Below are 16655 nucleotides of genomic sequence, written 5' to 3'. Positions count from 1 at the left end.
CCGCCGGAGAGGGCCCAGCCCATGGCACGACGTACCGGAACGATCAGAATCCTGCTCGCATCGGCCCTGGCCACCGCCGGACTCACCGGTCTGACGACCGGCTCGGCGCACGCCGCGGGCGAGCAGGTGAACGTCTGGCTGACCACGACGGACGACGCCGGCGGCCGACATGTCACCCGCGGCCTCCAGCAGCAGACACCCGTCAACTTCCAGGCGGGCAGCGGCGGCAGCGGCACCACCATCACCGTCGACGAGAACACCCGCTTCCAGACCTTCACCGGCGGCGGCGCCTCCTTCACGGACACCGCGGCCTGGCTGATGAAGGGCAGCGGAGCGCTGTCCCAGGCGACCCGTGACGCGACGATGAAGAAGCTCTTCTCGCCGACCGAGGGAATCGGGCTCTCCTTCGTCCGCAATCCGATGGGCGGCTCGGACCTGGCCCGCTTCGGTTACACGTACGACGATGCGTCGGCCGGCCAGAGCGACCCGGCACTGTCGAAGTTCTCGATCGCGCACGACCTCGCCGACGTACTGCCGCTGACGAAGCAGGCCAAGCAGCTCAATCCGGCGCTCACCACGGTGGCCTCGCCATGGACGGCACCCGCCTGGATGAAGGACAGCGGGCAGCTCAACGGCGGCTGGCTGAAGTCGGAGTACTACGGCACCTACGCGAACTACTTCGTGAAGTATCTCCAGGCCTACCGCGACCAGGGCATCCCGGTCGACTACGTCACCGCGCAGAACGAGCCGACCTGCTGCGACAGTTACCCGTCGATGAGCTGGAACGGCTCGGGTCTCGCGTACTTCACCAAGAGCGAGCTGTTGCCGAAGCTCCAGGCGGCGGGCCTGCCGACCAAGGTGCTGGCGCACGACTGGAACTGGGACACCTACGACGCGTACGCCGCCCCGACAGTGAATGACGCGGCGGTCCGCAGCCACCCGAACTTCGGCGGGATCGCCTGGCACGGCTACGGCGGGAACATCTCCAAGCAGACCGAGGTGCACAATCAGTATCCGCAGCTGGACGCCTTCCAGACCGAGCACTCCGGCGGCACCTGGATCGCCAACCAGCAGCGCGAGGACATGACCAACATCATCGACTACACCCGTAACTGGGCGAAGTCGGTGACCAAATGGTCCCTCGCCGTCGACCAGAACCGGGGCCCGCACAACGGCGGCTGCGGAGTCTGCGACGGACTCGTCACGGTGCACAACGGCGACGGTCGACACGGCCAGGTCGACTACATGATCGAGTACTACACGATGGGCCACCTCACCAAGTTCGTGCGGCCGGGCGCCCACCGGATCGCCTCGACGGCGAGCTCGGCCGTGCCGAACGTGGCCTGGCGCAACCCCGACGGCTCGAAGGCGCTGATCGCGTACAACGACGGCTCGGCAGCACAGACGATCACCGTCAACTGGGGCGGTCAGCACACAACTTACTCACTGCCGGGAAAGACATCCGCGACCTTCACCTGGTCCGGCACACAGGCCGGCGGCTCGGACCCCACCGGTAGCCTGACCGGCCTGGCGGGCAAATGCCTCGATGTGGCGGGCGGCGCCGACGCGGACGGCACGGCCGTCCAGCTCTGGGACTGCAACGGCTCCGCCGCCCAGCAGTGGACGGTCCGCGCGGACGGCACCGTTCAGGCGCTCGGCACATGCCTGGACGTGACCGCCGGCTCGACCGCGAACGGTGCGAAGGTCCAGCTGTACGGGTGCAACGGCTCCGGCGCACAGCAGTGGCGCTACGAACCGTCGAGCGGTGATCTGGTGAACGTCCCGGCGGACAAGTGCCTCGACGTCTCCGACAACTCCTCGGCGAACGGCGCCCGCGCACAGATCTGGGCGTGCACCGGAGCCGCCAACCAGAAGTGGCGGCTCCGGTCCTGACCTGCGAGGGCTACTCGGCCGGTTCGACGCCGGCGCGCAGCAGACCGTAGGTGTACGCGTCCTCCAGGGCCTGCCAGGAGGCGGCGATGACGTTCTCGGCGACACCGACCGTGGCCCATTCGCCGCTTCCGTCGCCCGTCGTGATCAGTACGCGGGTGGTGGACTCGGTGCCGTGGCGGCCTTCGAGGATGCGGACCTTGTAGTCGACCAGCTCCATCTTGGCGAGCTGCGGGTAGATCTTCTCCAGGCCGACACGCAGCGCCCGGTCGAGTGCGTTGACCGGGCCGTTGCCCTCGGCGGTGGCGACGATGCGCTCGCCCTTGGCCCACAGCTTCACGGTGGCCTCGTTGGCGTGGGTGCCGTCGGGGCGGTCCTCGACGATGGCCCGCCAGGACTCCGTACGGAAGTAACGGCGGGCCCGGCCCTCCGCCTCCGCACGCAGCAGCAGCTCGAAGGAGGCGTCCGCCGCCTCGTATGTGTAGCCCCTGAGCTCGCGCTCCTTGACCCGCTCGACGACCCGGCCGACGAGCTCACGGTCACCGCCGAGGTCGATACCGAGCTCTTTGCCCTTGAGCTCGATGGAGGCGCGGCCCGCCATGTCGGAGACGAGCATCCGCATGGTGTTGCCGACCTGCTCGGGGTCGATGTGCTGATACAGATCGGGGTCGACCTTGATGGCGGAGGCATGCAGTCCGGCCTTGTGGGCGAAGGCCGAGACACCGACGTACGGCTGGTGCGTGGAGGGCGTGAGGTTGACGACCTCGGCGATCGCGTGCGAGATCCGGGTCATGTCGGCCAGCGCGCCCTCGGGCAGCACCTTCTTGGCGTACTTGAGCTCCAGGGCGGCGACGACCGGGAAGAGGTTGGCATTGCCGACACGCTCGCCATAGCCGTTGGCGGTGCACTGGACGTGGGTGGCGCCGGCGTCGACGGCGGCCAGGGTGTTGGCGACGGCGCAGCCGGTGTCGTCCTGGGTGTGGATGCCCAACCGGGCGCCGGTGTCGGCGAGGACGGTGGCAACGACGGCCTGGATCTGGGCGGGCAGCATGCCGCCGTTGGTGTCGCAGAGCACGACGACGTCGGCGCCGGCCTCGGCCGCCGAACGGACGACGGACTTGGCGTACTCCGGATTGGCGCGGTAGCCGTCGAAGAAGTGCTCACAGTCCACGAACACCCGGCGGCCCTGCTCGCACAGGTAGGAGACGGTGTCGCGGACCATCTCCAGGTTCTCCTCGAGGGTGGTCCGCAGCGCCAGCTCCACATGCCGGTCGTGCGATTTGGCGACCAGTGTGATCACCGGTGCACCCGACTCGAGGAGCGCTCTGACCTGCGGGTCCTCGGACGCCTTGGCGCCAGGGCGGCGGGTGGCGCCGAAGGCGACGAGCTGTGCGTTCCGGAAGGTGATCTCCTGCTGGGCACGCGAGAAGAACTCCGTGTCCCGGGGATTGGCGCCGGGCCAGCCGCCCTCGATGAACCCCACGCCGAAGTCGTCCAGGTGCCGTGCGATGGTCAGCTTGTCCGCAACGGTGAGGTTGATGCCTTCGCGCTGCGCGCCGTCGCGCAGCGTCGTGTCGAAGACATGGAAGCTGTCGTCGGTCTCCGTGTCCGTGGCCTGTGTGGTCATGGCTGTGTTGACTCCTGTCGGATGAGTGGCTCCCGGAATTACTGGCTCCACTTGCCCCCATCATCGCGCGCTGGTCGCTTCCGGCCGAGGTGGGGCCGTAAAACGAAAAAACCCCTCGCGGGTGCGAGAGGTCTGCGCGCGGGTCTGGGGCACGGTGGTCGCGTCGTAGTTGTTGGTACGAGGCGATCACTGAGGACCGGCGCGCCTGCTGCCCATAATCATGGCGAACGAAAGCACGGTCGCAGTCTGCCATACGCGGTGCGGCGGGCGGGATGGGGTCTCACCATGCGGGCGCCTGCGCTGGGGGCTCCCCCGGGGGCCCGGCCCGGCTCCCGGGACGCCCTTCGGTTGTGTCCTCAATCGCCGGACGGGCTGGATTTTCCCCGCCCGCCGGCGACCGAGGCGCGTGGCCGGGCGCGACATTCAGCACCGCCGCGACCCAGGCGCAGGGGCCCGGCTCCCCGTACGCCCTTCGGGCGTGTCCTCAATCGCCGGACGGGCTTGGTTTCACCGGACATCTCAGCCCCTCCGGCGTTTGAGGAGCGGGGCTTGGGGCGGAGCCCCAACAGGAGCCCCGCCGGCGATTGAGGCGCGGGGCCCGGGGCGGAGCCCCGCGGGGGGAAGGGCCCCTCCTACTTCACCCGGGCCGGGGCCGGGACCTCCTCGCTGCGCGCGGGCGCCGTCGCCGCCACCCGGTTCAGGTCGATGTCACGCGTCTCGCGCATCGACAGGTACACCACCAGCGACACCGCCGCGCAGCCCGCCACGTACCAGTAGAAGCCCGATTCCAGCCCCGCATCCTTGAACCACAGCGCCACATACTCCGCCGTGCCGCCGAACAGCGCGTTCGCGATGGCGTACGGCAGCGCGACACCCAGCGCACGGATACCCGTCGGGAACAACTCGGCCTTCACACACGCGTTGATCGACGTGTAGCCGGTGATCACCACAAGGGCCAGCAGCGCAAGCCCCAGCGCCGGCCAGAACGAGCCCGCGTGCTTGAGCATCGTCATGATCGGCACGGTCAGGAAGGTCGAGCCGACCGCGAACGTGATCAGCAGCGGACGGCGGCCGATCCGGTCGGAGAGCTTGCCGGCGAGCGGCTGCAGACAGGCGAAGACGATCAGCGCGCAGAAGGAGACCAGCGTCGCGGTCTGCTTGGGCAGCCCGGCGGAGTTGGAGAGGTACTTGGTGAGGTAGGTCGTGTACGTGTAGTACGCAACGGTGCCGCCCATCGTCAGGGCGATGACCAGGAACGCCTCGCGCTTGTGCGCCCACAGGGCCTTGATCGTGCCCTTGTCCCCGGCGGGGGTGTCGTCGCCGGACTCCTCGTACACATCGGTCTCGAGCATGTTGCGGCGCAGATAGAAGACGATCGCCGCGCCGAGCGCACCGATGATGAACGGGATGCGCCAGCCCCAGCTGTGCAGGGCGTCGTCGGACATGGTGCGCTGCAGGATGATCTGCAGACCGAGGCCGACGATCTGGCCCGCGGTCATCGACACGTACTGGAAACTGGAGGCGAAGCCGCGGTGCTCCGGGGCGGAGGCCTCGGTGAGGTAGGTCGCGCTGGCCGCGTACTCTCCGCCGACGGAGAGGCCCTGCAGGAGGCGGGCGATCAGCAGCACCACGGCGCCGCCGTAGCCCGCGACGCCGTAGGTGGGCGCGATCGCGATCAGGACCGCGGATGCGGACATCAGACTGACGGTCAGGGTCAGCGCCGTCTTGCGGCCCTTGCGGTCACCGACCCGGCCGAGCAGCCAGCCGCCGACCGGTCGCATGAAGAAGCCGACGGCGAAGATGCCGGCGGTGTTCATGAGCTTGGCGGTGTCGTCCCCTTCGGGGAAGAACGCCCCCGCGAAATAGGTCGCGAAGCTCGCGTACACGAACCAGTCGAACCACTCGACCATGTTGCCGGCGGAACCGACCCAGATCTTTTTCCAGTGCTCTCGTCCCATGAGGTGAAACCGTGCCGGAGGGGCACTACCTCAACAAGACGGCGTGCGGCAACGATCGGGAGTACTTGCGTACGTTGCGTTCCCGGGAGGCCGGTCAGCGGGCGGACCCGAGCAGCGTCTCGTCAAGGAATTCCCGTACGTGGGCGAGGACTTGGGCGCGTCCTGTACCCGGTATTCCGACGGCGACATGAACGCTGAAACCGTCGAGGAGGGCGCGCAGCCGGGCGGCGAAGCGGTCGGGGTCGACAGTACGGAACTCGCCGCGCGAGATGCCTTCGGCGATCAGCGCGACGAGGTCCCGGTGCCAGGCGCCCTCGATGGCGGCCTGCCGGGCACGGGCGTCGGCCTCGGCGTTCTGCGAGCGGTTCCAGACCTCGAGCCAGAGCGTCCAGTGGGGGTCCCGGGGCCCGTCGGGGATGTAGAGATCGACGTATGCGTCGAGGCGTTCGGCGGCGGAGGCCTGCTGGGAGAGCAGGGCACTGCGCTCGGTACCGAGACGGCCCTCGCTCCACTCGAGGGTCTGCAGGAGCAGCTCGTCCTTGGTGCGGAAGTAGTAGAGGAGATGCCCGCTGCTCATCCCGACCTCACGGCCGAGCCCGGCCATGGTGAGCCCGTCGAGGCCGCGCTCGGCGATGGTCGCCATGGCGGCGACGAGGACGGACTCCCGTGGCGGCGCGATGTTGCGGCGGCGCGCGGCGGGGCTCATACGGCGGCCACCGGCACGCTCGGAGGGCGGCCGTATCTCGCGTTGCGGAACACATTCACCCGTATGTTCTACCTGATCTCACTCGTCGCCGAGGACGATCCAGCGGTCCGAGGCCCTGCCCGAGCACAGGGCCTCGGACATCAGACCCTGGGCTGCTGCTGTGTGATGCAGTGGATGCCGCCGCCACCGGCGAAGATCGTACGGGCGTCGACCAGCGTGACCGTACGGTCGGGGTAGAGGCGGCGGAAGATGCCCGCCGCGATCTCGTCGCGCGGGTCGTCGAAGGCGCACAGCACCACGCCACCGTTGCAGACGTAGTGGTTGATGTACGAGTAGTCGACCCATGCCCCGTCGTCCTCCCGTACGACGGTCGGCGCCGGGACCTCGACGACCTCGATACTGCGGCCCCGTGCGTCCTTCTGGGACTTCAGCATCTCCACGTTCTCCTTGCAGAGCTCGTGGTCGGGGTGGGCCGGGTCCGGCTGGCTGTGGGCGACTATCACCCCCGGGCCGGCGAATGCGGCGACGATGTCGACATGGCCGAGCGTGCCGTAGCCGTGCGGCGGATAGTCCGCGGTCAGGCCGCGCTTCAGCCAGATCGCCTTGGTCGTGCCGAGCTTGGCATGGATCTCGGCCTCGACCTGCTCCTTCGTCCAGCCCGGGTTGCGCTCGGGGCCGAGCTGCACGGTCTCGGTGAGCAGTACCGTGCCGTCGCCGTCGACATGGATGCCGCCGCCCTCGTTGACCAGCGGTGAGCTGTGCGAGGGCACGCCGACGAGGTCCGCGACAAGCCGGGCGATCTTCGCGTCGTGCTCCCAGCTGGCCCACTCCTGCGCACCCCAGCCGTTGAACACCCAGTCCACAGCGGCCAGTTGGGTCCCGTCGGTGACGAAGGTCGGGCCGATGTCGCGCATCCACGCGTCGTCCAACTCGCGCTGGACGACGTCGATGTCCGGGCCGAGGAGGGCGCGGGCGCCCCCGGCCTGGCCCGGGCTCACGACCATGGTGACCGGCTCGAAGCGGCGTACGGCCTGGGCGACGGACGCCCACGCCCGGCGGGACTCGGTGAGATCGTCCCCGGTGAAGGTGGCATTGGGGCCCGGCCAGGCCATCCAGGTGCGCTCGTGCGGGGCCCACTCGGGCGGCATACGGAAGGTCATGTCGTCGGACTCCTAGAGGAAGTAGAGGCGGTTGAGGGAGATCGAGTCGGCGGGTTCGGACCGCACTGGGGCGCCGTCGAGCGTGACCAGGCCACTGGCGCCGTCCACCCCGACCTCGCCGAGGCGGGAGTTGAGCCGCAGATCGGCCGGGCCGATGCCGCGTGTGCCGCGTACCGCGACCCGGCGGCGGCGCGTCGGCATCAGGTCGGAGCCCAGTTCGGTCGCCGCCTTCGCCACGAAGGCCACCGAGATGTCCGCGGCGGTCGCTCCGTACGCCCCGAACTGCGGGCCGAGGACGAGCGGTTCACAGGTGTCGGTCGCGGCATTGGGGTCGCCCGTCACCCCGTACGCCGGGAAGCCCGACTTCAGTACGAGCTGCGGCTTCGCCCCGAAGTACTGCGGCTTCCACAGCACGATGTCCGCGAGCTTGCCCACCTCGATCGAGCCGATCTCGTGCGAGAGGCCGTGTGCGATTGCCGGGTTGATGGTCAGCTTCGCCATGTAGCGCAGCACACGCGCGTTGTCGTCGTGCGCGCCGTCGCCCTCCATCGGGCCGAGCTCGGCCTTCATCTTTCCGGCCATGGCGAAGGTGCGACGTACGGTCTCGCCCGCGCGCCCCATCCCCTGCGCGTCCGACGAGGTGATCCCGATCGCGCCGAGGTCGTGCAGCACGTCCTCCGCACCCATCGTTCCGGCCCTGATCCGGTCCCGCGCCATCGCGGCGTCGCCCGGCAGATCGGTCTTGAGGTCGTGTACGGAGACGATCATCCCGTAGTGCTCGGCAACCGCGTCCCGGCCGAAGGGCAGGGTCGGATTGGTGGACGAGCCGATGACGTTCGGTACGCCCGCCATCTTGAGCACGTTCGGTACGTGTCCCCCGCCGCAGCCCTCGATGTGGAAGGCGTGGATCGTGCGGCCGTCCAGGACGCGCAGCGTGTCCTCGACCGACAGGCATTCGTTCAGACCGTCGCTGTGCAGCGCGACCTGGACGTCGTACTCCTCGGCGACGCGCAGCGCGGTGTCGAGAGCCCGCGTGTGCGCGCCCATGTCCTCGTGGACCTTGAAGCCGGACGCGCCGCCCTCGGCGAGCGCCTCCACCAGAGGCGCGTCGTGGGACGACGAACCGCGCGCCAGGAAGCCGATGTTGACCGGCCAGGCGTCGAAGGCGTTGAAGGCGTGGCGCAGTGCCCAGGGCGAGTTGACGCCGACGCCCCACACCGGGCCGAACTCCTGGCCGATGACGGTGGTGACACCGGAGGCGAGCGAGGCCTCCATGATGCGCGGCGAGAGCAGATGGACATGGGTGTCGACGGCTCCGGCGGTGGCGATCATGCCCTCGCCGGGCACGATGCTCGTGCCCGTGCCGACGACGACGTCGACACCGTCGAGGGTGTCCGGGTTCCCGGCCCGCCCGATGGCGTGGATCCTGCCTTCGCGGATGCCGATCGACACCTTGCGGATACCCTGCGCGGCGTCGATGACAAGCACGTTGCTGATGACGACATCGCAGGTCTCTCGTACGGCGGCGGCCTTCAGGTGCAGCCCGTCGCGCGCGGTCTTGCCGAAGCCGGCCAGGAACTCGTCGCCCGGCTTCTGCGTGTCCGACTCGACGCGGACCACGAGCCCGGAGTCGCCGAGCACGACCCGGTCCCCGGCGCGGGGGCCGTGCACGGACGCGTACTCGTACGGATCGATACCGGTCCTGTCGATGCCGGTCATGAGCGGACCTCCAGCTCGTGGTGGGCGTACGACACGGGGCGCGGGGCGGCGCCCGTCGCGGGGCGCGGCGTACTCGGCGTACGCGGCGTACGCGGCGTACGGCGCGGCGTACGGCGCGAGGCGGCGCTCAACGCTCCGCTCCCAGATAGCCGCAGGCCGCCGCGCGCCGCAGCGCCTCTTCCTTCGCGCCGGGCGCGTCCAGCGGGCCGTCGACCAGGCCCGCGAAACCGATCGCGATCCGGTCGCCGCCGATGGGCAGCAGGCCGACCTCGGCCCCGCCGCCCGGGTCGAAGCGGACGGAGGACCCAGCGGGGACGCAGAGCCGCATGCCGTACGCCGCGGCGCGGTCGAAGTCGAGTCGCGGATTGGCCTCGAAGAAGTGGAAGTGCGAGGTGACGCTCACCGGCACGGCCGCGGTGTTGCGCACGGTGAGCCTGAGTGCGGGCTCGGGCTCGGCGTGCGGCGGAGCGGGCAGTACGGCGCCGGGCGCACCGTCGCCGAGTCCGCCGCCTCCGATCGGCTCGGAGACCACGGCGAGCCGTGAACCGTCGTCGAAGACGGCCTCCACATGCACCTCGGTGACCACATCCGCCACACCGGGCAGCACATCGTCGGGGCCCAGCACACTGCGGGCCGCCTCGATCGCCTCCGCGAGCCGTCGGCCGTCGCGGGCCGCCTCGCAGACGGTGTCCGCGATGAGCGCGGTCGCCTCGGGCACATTGAGCCTCAGGCCTCGGGCCCGGCGCGCCCGCGCCAGCTCAGCGGCGCCGAAGAGCAGCAGCCGGTCGCGCTCGGTCGGGGTCAGTCGCACGTCACCACACCTCCTTGTTTGAACGTCACTCTAACGGCGAGTTTCTTTTCACGGAAGCATTGACGGAGGACCTGTGCCTGAGTCACATTGAGCGCCACTCAAACAGCCGAGTCTCAGGGGCACCCCTATGCCGATAGAACAGCGCGGAGTCGACACCATCCCGGACGTGGAGCGCACCAGTACGCCACGCGATCTCATCTCGATCCTGCTGGGCTCGAACCTCTGCCTGGGCGTCATCGTCTTCGGCTGGCTGCCGCCGTCCTTCGGGCTCGGCCTGTGGCCCTCAGTGACCTCGATCGTCATCGGCACGCTGGTCGGCATCCTGGTCACGGCCCCGCTCGCACTGATTTCCCTGCACACGGCGACCAACCTCTCCACGTCCAGCGGCGCCCAGTTCGGCGTACGCGGCCGGCTCGTCGGCTCGGTCGTCGGCCTGCTGCTCTCGCTCGGGTACACCGCCCTCACGCTGTGGATCGGCGGCGACGTGATGGTCGGCACCCTGTCCCGGCTGGTCGGGCTGCCCGACGGCGGGGCCACCCGCGCCCTGATGTACACGCTGCTCGCGGGCTGTACCGTCGTCGGCGCGATCTACGGCTACCGGCTGCTGCTCCGGCTCAGCAAGGTGCTGTCCATCGGCATGGTGATCCTGCTGCTGGTCGGCGTCTTCGCCTACGCGGGCGACTTCACGACGGCCGCGCCCCCCGACACCCCGTACCTGCTCGGCTCCTTCTGGCCCACCTGGCTGCTCGCGGCCGTCGCCGCCGGGCTGAGCGGCCCGGTCGCCTTCATCACGCTGCTCGGTGACTACACGCGCTACATCTCGCCGCGCCGCCACAGCACCCGAAAGGTGTACTGGGCCGGCTGTCTGGGTCTCCTCCTGGGCCTGCTGGTGCCGCAGCTGTTCGGTACGTACACGGCTCTCGCCGCCCGCGCGGGGCTGGAGTACGCGGGACCGCTCGTCGACGCCGCGCCCTTCTGGTACCTGGCACCGCTGCTCCTCGCGGCCTCGGCAGGTTCCGTCGGCAACTCCGGCCTGATGCTGTACTCGATGGGCCTCGACCTGGACGCGATCCTGCCGAAGGCCACCCGCGCCAAGGCCACCGTGATGGCCGCCGTCGTCGCGACCACGTTTGTGTTCCTCGGCTCGTTCGCATGGGACGCGCAGTCGGCCATGACGTCCTTCGTGCTGCTGCTGACCGCCATCGGCACCCCCTGGGCGGTGATCACGCTGATCGGACATGTGCGCTGCGGCGGCCAGTACGACCCGGACGCGCTGCAGGTCTTCAATCGCCGCGCCCGGGGTGGCATCTACTGGTACCGGGCGGGCTGGAACGTGCGGGCCACGGCGTCCTGGGCCCTGGGCGCGGCGGTCGGTCTGACGGCGGTCTCCACGACGGTCTACGAAGGCCCGCTGCTCGCCCTCACGGGCGGGGTGGACTGCAGTTTCATCCTCTCCGGCATGGTCGGTGGCCTGACGTACACGCTGCTGACCCTGCGGGCTCCGGTCCCGGCCGTGATGTCGACCGCGGCGGAACCGTCCACGGTCGACGTCACCGCCTGACGGACGGCGCGGAGACGGCGAAGGCCCGCCACCGGTGTGAACCGGGGCGGGCCTTCGTACGTAGAGCTGCGGTCGGCGTCAGCCCACCTGGTGGGTCCAGCCGTGGACGTCCTCCGCCTTGCCCGTCTGGATGTCCAGCAGCGCCTTGCGCAGCCGCATCGTGACCTCGCCCGGCTGGCCGCCGGACTGCTTCCATTCGCCGCTCGCGGACTTGACCAGGCCGACCGGGGTGATGACCGCGGCCGTACCGCAGGCGAAGACCTCGGTGAGCGTGCCGTTCTCGGTGTCGGCCGTCCACTGGTCGATGGAGATCCGGCCCGCCTCGGACTCGTAGCCGAGATCCTTGGCGAGCTGGAGCAGCGAGTCACGGGTGATGCCGGCGAGCAGCGAGCCGGTGAGCTCGGGAGTCACGATGCGGTTCCCGTACACGAAGTACAGGTTCATGCCGCCCAGTTCCTCGACCCACTTGTGCTCCACGGCGTCGAGGTAGGCGACCTGGTCGCAGCCCTTCGCGGCGGCCTCGGCCTGGGCGAGCAGGGACGCGGCGTAGTTGCCGCCGGTCTTGGCGTCGCCCATGCCGCCGGGGACGGCGCGCACACGGTCCTCGGACAGCCAGATGGAGACCGGCTTGACGCCGCCGGGGAAGTAGGCGCCCGCGGGCGAGGCGATGACGATGAAGAGGTACTCGTTGGCGGGCCGCACACCCAGGCCGACCTCGGTCGCGATCATGAAGGGGCGCAGATACAGCGAGGACTCTCCGCCGTGCGCCGGGACCCACGCCTTGTCCTGCTGGACCAGTGCGTCGCACGCCTCGATGAAGGTCTCGACCGGCAGCTCCGGCATCGCCAGCCGGGCCGCGGACCTCTGGAAGCGCTGGGCGTTCGCCTCGGGACGGAAGGTGACGACCGAGCCGTCGGGACGGCGGTAGGCCTTCAGGCCCTCGAAGATCTCCTGCGCGTAGTGCAGCGTCATATTGGCCGGGTCGATCGACAGCGGCGCGTACGGGACGAGCTGGGCGTCGTGCCACCCGCGCCCCTCCGTCCACTTGATCGTCACCATGTGATCGGTGAAGTGGCGGCCGAATCCGGGGTTGGCCAGGATCCCCTCGCGCTCCGCGTCGGACAGCGGGTGCGAGGAAGGCTTGAGCTCGATCGTGGGCGTCGTCATGAGTGCAGTGTCCTTCACCGGTTGTTTGTGACGGACCGCGCTCACGCCGCTGCGACTGCTAGGACGTCCGAGCTTTCCCGCATGCCGCGGCCCACGTCGATTATCGCTCGCGTGGGGCCGTGCAAGAAACGGGGTGAATGCGGTCCAGGGTTGATGGTGACACCCGGAGGCCGCACAGGAGAAGCCGCCGGGTGCTGATGCGACCCGGCGGCTTCAGTGGAACCGTCGGGTCAGCCGGCTACTCGTACCGCGAGCGCGTCGCCGATCTCGTCCGTCGTACGGACCGTCGTACCGTCACGCTCCGCGAGGTCGGCGGAGACGGCCTCCTCGATGCGTGCCGCCTCGGTCTCGAAGCCGAGGTGACGCAGCAGGAGGGCGACGGAGAGGATCGTGGCCGTCGGGTCGGCCTTGCCCGTGCCCGCGATATCGGGCGCGGAGCCGTGGACGGGCTCGAACATCGACGGGAAGGTGCCCGTCGGGTTGATGTTGCCGGACGCGGCCAGGCCGATACCGCCGGTCACGGCAGCGGCGAGGTCGGTGAGAATGTCACCGAAGAGGTTGTCGGTGACGATGACGTCGAAGCGCTCCGGCTGGGTGACGAAGAAGATCGTCGCGGCGTCGACGTGCAGATAGTCGGTGGTGACCTCGGGGTACTCCTGGCCGACCTTGTCGAAGATGTTCTTCCACATGTGACCGGCGTAGACGAGGACGTTGTTCTTGTGGACCAGCGTCAGCTTCTTGCGCGGACGGGAGTTCGCCCGCTCGTACGCGTCACGGACGACGCGCTCGACGCCGTACGCCGTGTTGAGGCTGACCTCGGTGGCGACCTCGGCGGGCGTACCGGTGCGCAGGGAGCCGCCGTTGCCGGTGTACGGGCCCTCGGTGCCCTCGCGGACGACGACGAAGTCGATGTCGGGGCGGCCGGCCAGTGGGGTCGCGGTGTTCGGGAACAGCTTCGACGGACGCAGGTTGACGTAGTGGTCGAAGGCGAACCGCAGCTTGAGCAGCAGCCCGCGCTCCAGCACTCCGGACGGCACGGACGGGTCGCCGATCGCGCCGAGCAGGATCGCGTCGTGGTTCTTGAGGGAGTCGAGCTCCGCGTCCGGGAGGGTCTCTCCGGTGCGGTGCCAGCGCTGGGCGCCGAGGTCGTACTCCTTGGTCTCCAGCTTCACATCCTGCGGGAGGACGGCGGAGAGGACCTTCAGGCCCTGAGCCACGACTTCCTGGCCGATGCCGTCACCGGGGATCACTGCGAGATTGATGCTGCGAGACATATCGGCACCCTACTCCGCGTCCCAGCCAATGACACTTGATGTCCATCATCCGGACAGGCGTGTCCTCGATCGCCGGACGGGCCCGAACTCCGCCGACCGGTCGGACCCGGTGGGAAGTTTGTGAATCGTTCACCCAAAGTCTGGGCCGGCGTTCGAAGTTACCCGCAAGTTCGGCGCCATGGCTGAAACCCCCCACCTGGGCGTCCCCGAAGACCTCGCCCGCCGTATGAGCATGCCGGAGCAGCACGAGTATCTGCGCGCCAAGCACGCACGCCCCAAGCTCTCCCGGCGCGGCGCGCCGGCCGGCGGCCTTGCGGCGGGTGTGGCGGGCGGCGGCGGTCTGCTGCTCGGCCGTGCGTCCACCGCGAGCGCGGCCTCCCCCGAGCTCGCCACGGCCCCGGCGACCGCGGTGGTGAACGCCCTCGCTGTCGAAGAAGCCCTCGCGGTGGAGGCGGAGTCCGGTACGGCCCCGAAGCCGAAGGTCTCCGCGCTCGCCGAGAGCGGCAAGCGCGTCGACTACTTCGAGGTCAAGCGCGGGCTGTGAAGCGGGCGGCGAGGACGACGGGTCAGTGACCCGTGGAACCGCCGTTGTCCCTGCGGTCGAGAGCTCGCTGCAGGGCGGCGGCGGCATTCTTGCGGTCGGACTCGCTCGTGCGGGACGAGTGGCGGACGCGGCGGGCGGTCTCAGCGGGCATGATGATCGACTCCTTCAGATCAGAAAGCCACACGGCAATGCCGGTGATGTATCTGTGAGGCGCCGGAAGGGGCGGTGAGGGGTGCCGCAGGGGTTGCCTGCTGGGGGCACTGACTCAGGGCCGCCATTCGCTGGATCGAGCGAGACGTTCGGCTTCTACAAAGCTAGGACAGGTACACGCTTCTGTCTCCACAATTACTCGGACTTCCTACTATCTGAGACGGCGATCACCGGACGATCATCGCGCGCTGACCGGGAGAGGGCTCCGAGCTCCCGGATCAGAGCCCTGACCGCGACTGTGCGGGCCAGCTCAGGGGTGGTGACATAGCCGACGGAGCGCGTCGGGCGCTCCGGCCCGAGATCGGTGATCTCGACGTTGGCCGGCGCTCCGGTCAGGGAGAGCTCAGGCATGACCGCCATCCCGAAACCACTGCTCACCATCGAGAGCACTGCCCCGTCGTCCTCCGCCTGGACGGTCGCCTTCGGGAGCCACGGGAGGGCGCGATCGCAACGTTGCGCGACCACGGGCGGATCGCCTGGGTCGGGGCGGTCGGCCAGTACAACACCGCCGAGCCGCCGGCCGCGCCGCGCAATCTCTCCGACGTGGTCGGCAAATCGCTGCGCCTGGAGGGCGTGCTGGTGCGCAACCACACCGATGTGCAGGGCGAGTTCGAGGAGTTCCTCGTCCCACATCTGCGGAGCGGGCGGATCGCGCCGGGCGTCACGGTCGTCGACGGCTTCGGGCTCATCGTCGACGCCTTCCTCGGCATGCTGCGGGGCGAGAATCTCGGAAAGATGCTCGTCAGGGCGTAAGGCCGGTCCGGCCTGGAAGTGCTGCCCGCGGCCCCGAGCCGGCAGCTCTTCCGGTATCGGCCGGATCGGCATCCACCCGATCCCGACCGGCGTCGTGATGCGCTTCATCGCCGGGCAGCTCGGCGGTCAGACCTCGCAGTTGATCTCGAGGTCGGCACCCGCTTCGCCGTCACAGTCGTCCGTATTGGCATTGCCGTTGAGGAAATCTGCGCTGGGGCCGCCTCTGAGGTCGTCGTCGCCGGTTCCGCCGTCGATCGCGTCGGCCCCGCCCGCGGCGCCGACGGTCTGGCCGTTCTGGCCGACGTTGTCACCGAACAGGACGTCGTTCCCACCGCGCCCGAAGATCAGGTCGTGCCCGGCGGTGGCTCCGGTGGCATCCCCCAGGGCACTGTCGCCGACGATGATGAACTCGCCCGCGCTGCCACCCACGATCCGGTCGTTGCCGGAGCCGATCGCCGTGCCCCCGGAGGCGTTGTGGTCGCCGACCGCGACCGTTCCACCGTCCGCGCCCAGGTCGATGACGTCGTCACCGCCGCTCCCGCTCGCGTTGCCAATGATGGCCGTGTTGTCGCCCGTCGCATCGCCGAGTTCCCCACGGCCTTCCAGCAGCACGTCGTCGCCGGCTCCCGAGGCCTCGTAGAAGCCGACCGCGTCTCCGTAGAGACCGTCGTTTCCGTCGCCGCCTTCGAGACGGTCCCTCGCGCCGCCGGAGGCGTAGTCGCCTCTGTTGTCGCCGATCAAGGTGTCGTCCCCGGGCCCGCCGTACAGCGCGTCATTCGCCTCCCCGTCGGCCCTGCCCTGGATGGCGTAGTGATCGCCCACCAGGCTGTCGTTGCCGACGCCGCCGATGAGACGGTCCGCTCCCGTGGCTCCGGTCGCGTCTCCGGTGCCGCTGTAACCGTCGCCGATCACCCCGTCGTCGCCGTCACCGCCGTTGACCGAGTCGTTGCCCGGTCCGCCGATCAGACGGTCGTCGCCACCGAGACCGCAGATCAGGTCGTTGCCGCCGAGGCCGTCGACGACGTCGTCGCCCGGAGTGCCGGTGATCACGTCGGGCCCGGGCGTCCCGGTCGTGGTCGTGGCCGGGACGCCGAAACAGAGCGGCGCCCGCGCGCCGGCTTCGCCCGCTCCCAGGCCGACGAGCGCGGCTGCCGCGAGGACGTCGACGCAGCAGATCAGGAGGGCCCGGTGGCCAGGTCCCTGTCGAAGGTGCTTGTGCGGCATGGCTGCTCCCTGGGTCTGGTCGTGAGCACTGGCGCGTGATCACTTCCAGCC

At 69.6% G+C, this 16655-nt stretch carries 14 protein-coding genes and 2 pseudogenes; 4 read left to right on the top strand and 12 right to left on the bottom strand.

What is annotated here, in order from left to right; all coding sequences use genetic code 11:
* Positions 1–21 precede the first annotated feature (21 nt).
* Complete coding sequence (locus OG735_RS30120) at positions 22–1893, top strand: ricin-type beta-trefoil lectin domain protein (protein WP_327326280.1); 1872 nt, start codon at positions 22–24, stop codon at positions 1891–1893.
* A gap of 10 nt (positions 1894–1903) precedes the next feature.
* On the opposite strand, the gene cimA is transcribed toward OG735_RS30120, so the two are convergent.
* The 7 genes from cimA to ureA all read right to left on the bottom strand — a co-directional run bounded on the left by cimA (position 1904) and on the right by ureA (position 9871).
* Positions 1904–3517, bottom strand: coding sequence for a citramalate synthase (gene cimA / locus OG735_RS30115; RefSeq protein WP_327326279.1), 1614 nt, complete (start codon positions 3515–3517; stop codon positions 1904–1906).
* A gap of 632 nt (positions 3518–4149) precedes the next feature.
* Entirely contained in the window at positions 4150–5475 is a 1326-nt protein-coding gene (locus tag OG735_RS30110) for an MFS transporter (protein WP_327326278.1), read from the bottom strand.
* A gap of 94 nt (positions 5476–5569) precedes the next feature.
* Complete coding sequence (locus OG735_RS30105; protein WP_327326277.1) at positions 5570–6181, bottom strand: TetR/AcrR family transcriptional regulator; 612 nt, start codon at positions 6179–6181, stop codon at positions 5570–5572.
* Between the two features lie 140 nt (positions 6182–6321).
* Positions 6322–7341, bottom strand: a complete 1020-nt coding sequence (locus tag OG735_RS30100; protein ID WP_327326276.1) for an agmatine deiminase family protein — start codon at positions 7339–7341, stop codon at positions 6322–6324.
* 12 nt (positions 7342–7353) lie between these two features.
* Entirely contained in the window at positions 7354–9060 is a 1707-nt protein-coding gene (locus tag OG735_RS30095; RefSeq protein WP_327326275.1) for an urease subunit alpha, read from the bottom strand.
* Positions 9057–9191 carry a hypothetical protein gene (locus OG735_RS30090; protein WP_327326274.1) on the bottom strand — a complete coding sequence of 45 codons (135 nt, stop codon included), beginning with the start codon at positions 9189–9191 and terminating at the stop codon, positions 9057–9059. Before OG735_RS30090 ends, OG735_RS30095 begins: the two co-directional genes overlap by 4 nt.
* Positions 9188–9871, bottom strand: a complete 684-nt coding sequence (gene ureA, locus OG735_RS30085; RefSeq protein WP_327326273.1) for an urease subunit gamma — start codon at positions 9869–9871, stop codon at positions 9188–9190. Before ureA ends, OG735_RS30090 begins: the two co-directional genes overlap by 4 nt.
* Positions 9872–9998: 127 nt before the next feature.
* On the opposite strand from ureA, the gene OG735_RS30080 reads away from it, so the two are divergent.
* Entirely contained in the window at positions 9999–11432 is a 1434-nt protein-coding gene (locus OG735_RS30080) for a cytosine permease (RefSeq protein WP_327326272.1), read from the top strand.
* A 78-nt stretch (positions 11433–11510) separates the two neighbouring features.
* Here OG735_RS30080 and OG735_RS30075 read toward each other — a convergent pair whose 3' ends face one another.
* Both OG735_RS30075 and OG735_RS30070 read right to left on the bottom strand, forming a co-directional pair.
* Positions 11511–12599: a branched-chain amino acid aminotransferase gene (locus OG735_RS30075; RefSeq protein WP_327326271.1), complete on the bottom strand. Its 1089-nt coding sequence runs from the start codon at positions 12597–12599 to the stop codon at positions 11511–11513.
* Between the two features lie 230 nt (positions 12600–12829).
* Positions 12830–13873: a 3-isopropylmalate dehydrogenase gene (locus tag OG735_RS30070; RefSeq protein ID WP_327326270.1), complete on the bottom strand. Its 1044-nt coding sequence runs from the start codon at positions 13871–13873 to the stop codon at positions 12830–12832.
* Between the two features lie 178 nt (positions 13874–14051).
* Between OG735_RS30070 and OG735_RS30065 the strand changes: the two genes are divergently transcribed.
* Positions 14052–14417 carry a hypothetical protein gene (locus tag OG735_RS30065; protein ID WP_327326269.1) on the top strand — a complete coding sequence of 122 codons (366 nt, stop codon included), beginning with the start codon at positions 14052–14054 and terminating at the stop codon, positions 14415–14417.
* A 22-nt stretch (positions 14418–14439) separates the two neighbouring features.
* Here OG735_RS30065 and OG735_RS30060 read toward each other — a convergent pair whose 3' ends face one another.
* Positions 14440–14568: a hypothetical protein gene (locus tag OG735_RS30060; RefSeq protein ID WP_326652808.1), complete on the bottom strand. Its 129-nt coding sequence runs from the start codon at positions 14566–14568 to the stop codon at positions 14440–14442.
* A 194-nt stretch (positions 14569–14762) separates the two neighbouring features.
* A pseudogene (locus tag OG735_RS30055) lies at positions 14763–15068 on the bottom strand (LysR substrate-binding domain-containing protein); the annotation flags it as partial.
* Between OG735_RS30055 and OG735_RS30050 the strand changes: the two are divergent.
* Positions 15063–15380, top strand: a pseudogene (locus OG735_RS30050) (NADP-dependent oxidoreductase); the annotation flags it as partial. The pseudogenes OG735_RS30055 and OG735_RS30050 sit on opposite strands and share 6 nt — an antisense overlap.
* Positions 15381–15506: 126 nt before the next feature.
* Here the strand turns inward: OG735_RS30050 and OG735_RS30045 are convergent.
* Positions 15507–16604 (bottom strand): calcium-binding protein, encoded by a 1098-nt coding sequence (locus OG735_RS30045; RefSeq protein ID WP_327326268.1) that lies wholly within the window; start codon positions 16602–16604, stop codon positions 15507–15509.
* Positions 16605–16655 lie beyond the last annotated feature (51 nt).

The sequence above is a fragment of the Streptomyces sp. NBC_01210 genome (assembly GCF_036010325.1).
Lineage (GTDB): Bacteria > Actinomycetota > Actinomycetes > Streptomycetales > Streptomycetaceae > Streptomyces.
Note: the sequence above shows the minus strand (reverse complement) of the source record. Positions and strands in the feature narration are given on the sequence as shown.

Bases quoted from the DNA above. Each gene is read 5' to 3' on its own strand.
- OG735_RS30045 (WP_327326268.1), bottom strand. From the start codon at position 16,604: ATGCCGCACAAGCACCTTCGACAGGGACCTGGCCACCGGGCCCTCCTG.
- OG735_RS30100 (WP_327326276.1), bottom strand. From the start codon at position 7,341: ATGACCTTCCGTATGCCGCCCGAGTGGGCCCCGCACGAGCGCACCTGG.
- OG735_RS30080 (WP_327326272.1), top strand. From the start codon at position 9,999: ATGCCGATAGAACAGCGCGGAGTCGACACCATCCCGGACGTGGAGCGC.
- OG735_RS30075 (WP_327326271.1), bottom strand. From the start codon at position 12,599: ATGACGACGCCCACGATCGAGCTCAAGCCTTCCTCGCACCCGCTGTCC.
- OG735_RS30065 (WP_327326269.1), top strand. From the start codon at position 14,052: ATGGCTGAAACCCCCCACCTGGGCGTCCCCGAAGACCTCGCCCGCCGT.
- OG735_RS30070 (WP_327326270.1), bottom strand. From the start codon at position 13,873: ATGTCTCGCAGCATCAATCTCGCAGTGATCCCCGGTGACGGCATCGGC.
- cimA (WP_327326279.1), bottom strand. From the start codon at position 3,517: ATGACCACACAGGCCACGGACACGGAGACCGACGACAGCTTCCATGTC.
- OG735_RS30095 (WP_327326275.1), bottom strand. From the start codon at position 9,060: ATGACCGGCATCGACAGGACCGGTATCGATCCGTACGAGTACGCGTCC.
- OG735_RS30110 (WP_327326278.1), bottom strand. From the start codon at position 5,475: ATGGGACGAGAGCACTGGAAAAAGATCTGGGTCGGTTCCGCCGGCAAC.
- OG735_RS30060 (WP_326652808.1), bottom strand. From the start codon at position 14,568: ATGCCCGCTGAGACCGCCCGCCGCGTCCGCCACTCGTCCCGCACGAGC.
- OG735_RS30120 (WP_327326280.1), top strand. From the start codon at position 22: ATGGCACGACGTACCGGAACGATCAGAATCCTGCTCGCATCGGCCCTG.
- OG735_RS30105 (WP_327326277.1), bottom strand. From the start codon at position 6,181: ATGAGCCCCGCCGCGCGCCGCCGCAACATCGCGCCGCCACGGGAGTCC.